The organism is Mycolicibacterium arseniciresistens, assembly GCF_030519285.1.
Classification (GTDB): Bacteria; Actinomycetota; Actinomycetes; order Mycobacteriales; family Mycobacteriaceae; genus Mycobacterium; species Mycobacterium arseniciresistens.
Genome location: NZ_JAUMSQ010000422.1, coordinates 1 through 4665 on the forward strand (window position 1 = coordinate 1; position 4665 = coordinate 4665).

General features: G+C 70.2%; 3 protein-coding genes. 2 read left to right on the forward strand and 1 reads right to left on the reverse strand.

Annotated elements, in window-relative coordinates; all coding sequences use genetic code 11:
* Positions 1-87: 87 nt before the first annotated feature.
* The gene (locus tag Q2100_RS29670) at positions 88-1383 is read right to left on the reverse strand and encodes an acyltransferase family protein (RefSeq protein WP_302916902.1); all 1296 of its coding nucleotides are present in this window, start codon (positions 1381-1383) and stop codon (positions 88-90) included.
* Positions 1384-1557: 174 nt separating this feature from the next.
* Here Q2100_RS29670 and Q2100_RS29675 point away from each other — a divergent pair, with 174 nt between their 5' ends.
* The gene (locus tag Q2100_RS29675) at positions 1558-2244 is read left to right on the forward strand and encodes a M12 family metallopeptidase (protein ID WP_302916903.1); all 687 of its coding nucleotides are present in this window, start codon (positions 1558-1560) and stop codon (positions 2242-2244) included.
* A 25-nt stretch (positions 2245-2269) separates the two neighbouring features.
* Positions 2270-4665 (forward strand): caspase family protein (locus Q2100_RS29680; RefSeq protein WP_302916904.1); only part of this gene is annotated, 2396 nt, incomplete at its 3' end.

Consider the following 4665-nt stretch of genomic DNA (forward strand, 5'->3'; position numbering starts at 1 on the left):
GGTGGCGGTGGTGACGCCGGCGTTGACGGTGGCGGCGTTGCGGCACGGCTACCGGGTGCAGGTGCATCCCACCGCGCACCGGTCCGGCTAGACCGCCGTGCGGCCCGCGCAGAGACGGGCGGCCACGGCGGCGAGCAGGAAGCCGCCGAGGGTGACCCAGCCGGTGGCGCCCGCGAGTCCGTTCTTGGCCAGCAGCACCAGCGCGACGCCTGCGACGCACACCAGCAGGCCCGCCGCCGTCGACCGCGCGCCGACGGGTCGAGCCGGGGCGTCCCACCACGGCAGGGGCCGGTGTTCCAGCGGTGACAACACCCGGAAGGCGACGGTCATCACGACCGCGAAGACGAGTGCCCGCAGTGCCAGCAGGCCCCAGAAGTCCGGTGCGTGGACGTCGTAGGCGTCAAGACCGAGGGCGTGCAGCGAGAAGGCGGCCACCGCGATCGCCGGGATGTGCCAGAGGTAGAGCGTCATCGCGCCACCGTTGCCCACCGCGACGGCGTGCCACACCCGCGGGCGGGCGGCCCACCGGCGGACGGGCCCGGCCACGGCGATGAACGCGCAGGACATCCAGGTGCACTGCAGCGCGAGCAGCAGTGTCGGCGGCGACACGTTCGACATGTGCTCGACACCGGTGACCACCAGTGCCACCTCGTACACACCGGTTGCCGCGAGCGCGATCTGGGCGCCGAGGGCGGCGGCGGCGGCGGCCAGGGCGGCGCGCCGACAGACGAGACCCCGCGCGTAGGCCACCCCGAGCACGATCGGGATCAGCCAGACGACCAGGAAGTTGGCGACACCCGCGGTAGGGGTGCCGGCGGCGACCCGGATGGCGTCGACTGCCGCCGCGGCGACGAGCAGCGAGGCGACCAGCGCCGTGGCCGAGCGGCCCGACCGCAGTCGCGTCAGCACCGGGACGAAGGCGAGGGTCACGAGGTAGACGCCGAGGAACCAGAGCAGCGCGACGGATTCGCGTCCGAGCCGGTCGGCCGATTCGCCGCCGAGCGTGACGCGCACGACGAGCAGTCCCAGCGACCACATTGCGAGATACCAGAACACCGGCCGGCAGAGCCGTTGGGTCCTGGCGAACAACCAGCCACCCCAGACGGCGCCGGACCGCCAGCCGTAGGCCCCCGCGGCGCCGCCGGCGAGGAAGAACAGCGGCATGACCTGGACGACCCAGGTGACGGGCTGGATGTCGGGCAGGGCCCCGAGCAGGTTGCCGATGCGGACACCGCTGCTGTCGATGGTGGCCAGCAGCAGGGCGCAGTGCCCGAACATCACCACGACCAGTGCGACGAGGCGGGCGACGTCCACCGCGCGGTCGCGGCCGGGTTTGGTGACGTCACCGGCGAGCGCGTCGGCCGTGGGCTGGATGAGCGACATGTCCATCAGCATGCCCGGTGGCAGGCGGTCAGGGGATGAGTAGAGCTACGCAACCTGCCGGCCTCCGTTCACATGTCGAGTAGCGCACTACTCACGACCTGCCACGCGCGACGGCAGACACTCGAGGCAGCACATCCCCGGGGGTCGGGGTGTGAACGAGAGAAAGGTGTCGCCATGACCGAGGAGAACGCACGCCACTTCTGCATGGTGCCCGTGCCCGGGCAGGTCCAGGGGAAGACGAAGGCCGCGATTCTGAACGAGTTCCGTTGGGAACCCGGGACCCAGATCACCGTGGCCTTCTTGGAGGGCGATCCGGATCTGCGGCGGCGCGTCGCCGAGGTGGCCAAGACGTGGACGGGACCGCAGATGGCCAACCTGGACCTGAAGTTCGTCGACGGTGAGGACGCCGACATCCGCGTCGCGTTCGAGCAGGGCGACGGGTCGTGGTCCTATCTCGGCACCATGTCCAAGGACATTCCCCCGTCGCAGCCGACGATGAACTTCGGCTGGCTCACCCCGGATTCCACGGACTCCGAACTACGGGTGGTGCTGCACGAATTCGGGCATGCGCTCGGCCTGATCCACGAGCACCAGAATCCGATCGGGTCGATCAACTGGAACCGCGCCGCGGTGATCGCCGACCTGTCCGGCCCGCCCAACAGGTGGGACGAGGCGACCATCGAGCACAACATCTTCAAGAAGTACGACCCGGCCGAGGTGGACGCCACCGACGTCGACAACCGCTCGATCATGATGTATCCGATTCCGGCCGCATGGACCACCGACGGGTTCTCCGCAGGTCTCAACCGCACTCTGTCCGAGACGGACAAGGAGTTCATCCACGACGCGTACCCGTGGTGAGCGGCCGCGGCGGGGAGACACAGCCATGAGGGATCTCGCAGTGGTGGTGGGTATTTCGCGATACCCGCAGCTGGCCGCCGACGGCGCCGCACCCGATCTCGACGGACCGCACAACGACGCGCTCGCCGTGAAGAACTGGCTCGTCGACCCCGACGGGGGTGGCTTGGCGGAGGACGATGTCCGGCTGATCCGCTCGGCCGATCCCGTGGACACGCACGATCCGCAGCCGGCGGCCGCGCAGGTCGAACGCGCCCTCAAGTGGGTCGAGGAGCAGACCCGCGACACGTCAGGGCGAAGGCTCTACCTGTACTTCTCGGGGCACGGCTTCGCCCCGCGGCTGGAGGAAGGCGCGCTGTTCGCCGCGAACGCCAGTCAGATGAGTCCGGAGCATGTGTTCGCCCACGGCTGGATGCAGTGGTTCCGCACGGCGCAGCGGTTCCGCGAGGTCGTGCTGTGGATGGACTGCTGCATGAACTTCTCCCAGTCCATCCCGGTCAACGACGTGCCGCTGCGCACCCGCATCGGCACCGGATCGGCCGTCCCCGCCTTCCTCGGCCTCGCTGCGCAGACCAAGAGCGCGCTGGAGCACCGCATGGACGACGGACAGGTGCACGGGGTGTTCACCTGGACACTGCTGCGTGGCCTGCAGGGCGGTGCCGCCGACGAGCGCGGCCGCGTCACCGGGTACAGCCTGCGCAACTTCCTGCTGACCGTGATGCCCGAGTTCCTTCCGGATTCGGCGCGGAACTCCACCGCTGTGGACCTCTATCCCTTCGTCCGTGCCGACGACGGGCTGGTGTTCCACCGGCTGCCGGCACGGCTGAAATACCCTGTACAGCTATCCTTTCCGGCGGGCACCGACGGAAAATCACTCCAGATCTGGACCGGCCGGCCGCTGGTCGTGGCAGAGACGGCGACGGTCCGGAACGGTGCATGGAGCGGGCAGCTCCTGCGGGGGTTGTACGTCGCCGAGGTCGCGGAATCGGGATTGCGGCACGGCTTCCAGGTCAGCGGTGCGGGACCGGTGACGAAGACGGTCAGCGACGCCGGTCCCCCAGTCGAACCGTCCGACGGCACCGAGCTGTTCTCCCTCGACGTGGTCGCCGACAACCCGTCGGCGGCGATCAGCGTGATGGACAACCGCTTCGAGCGTGTCTTCGACGGCACCGGCGAGGTGCACGAGGTCGACAGCTCCGGCGTTTACAAGGTGCGGGTCGAGTTCGGCCGCGACATCACCATGGTCTGCGATCAGGTTGTGCTGCTGGATCGCCACGGCGTGCCCGGCCGGGTGGCGTCGCCGCAACTCCCGTCCGCGGCGCCCATCCCGGGGACCGCGGCGACCATCGGCACGCACGAGGCACCGTTCGCGGCGGCGGCCGAGGGTCGCAACCGCCACACGCCGTTCGTACACGGCAGCTCCGGCATCTCGCTGCTCGCCCGGCACTGGACGGATCCCGGCCAGTCGCCGATAGCGGTCCCCCACCCGATGGCGGGTCTCGAAGTCGTCGACGCCGCAGGCTCATCGCTGGGCGACCTGGTCGCCGAGAGTGAACTCGACGGACAGCCGGGCGTCGACGCGGTGGCCGTCTGGGAGCGGCCACTCGAACCGGGCACGTACTACCTGAGACAGTGCCGTGCCGACGGTCGACGCCACGAGGGGTGTCTCGTCGTGTCCCCCGGCTGGATCACTCAGGTCGCCGTCAAGCGCGCCGCACATGAGACCCCGTCCGCCGACCACCCCGACGGACTCGCCGGGGTGGCCCTGTTCATGCGCAGACACGGGACGCCGCGATCGGCTGACGAGGATGCCGCCGTCGAGGGCGCCCGCCTGGCGCTGGCGTTGAACCGCAACATCCTCGCCGAGGGCCACGGCGGGCAGCTCGTCGACATGCTGGTCACCAACGTCACCAGCCCGATCGCCGGCATCATCGGCGGACACCTGCTGCTGCTCGCCATGAGGCAGGCGGCGGCGCCGAATCCCGCGCAGCAGAAGCAGTTCGACACGCTGGTGCTTCGGCTGAGGGAGCTCGTCGGCGGCGGCCACCCCGATGTCGAGGCGCTGTCACTGAAGTGCACCGACGCGGCGCTGCGCGCCACCGGTACCTTCGCCGCGCCGCCGATGCTGCGATACGGCTGGCAGCTGATCACCGAGGCCAGTTACGAGCAGCCGGAACTGATCTCGGCCGCGCTGTGGGAACGCGTGCACGCCACGGTCGCGCTGAGGGCCTACCTGACGTGGGCCATCGACGGGCAGACCCAGCAGGCGCACGCCGATCAACTCACCGCGTGGATGGGCGAATTCACAGCGGCCCGACCGGCACCGGCCGCCGGGAACGGCCATCTCGGGGCGATGGCCGCCCGGCTGAGCCGGGTCCCGCTGACCGAGTCGTTGCCGTCCGCCGCCCGGGACGCCGCGCGCCG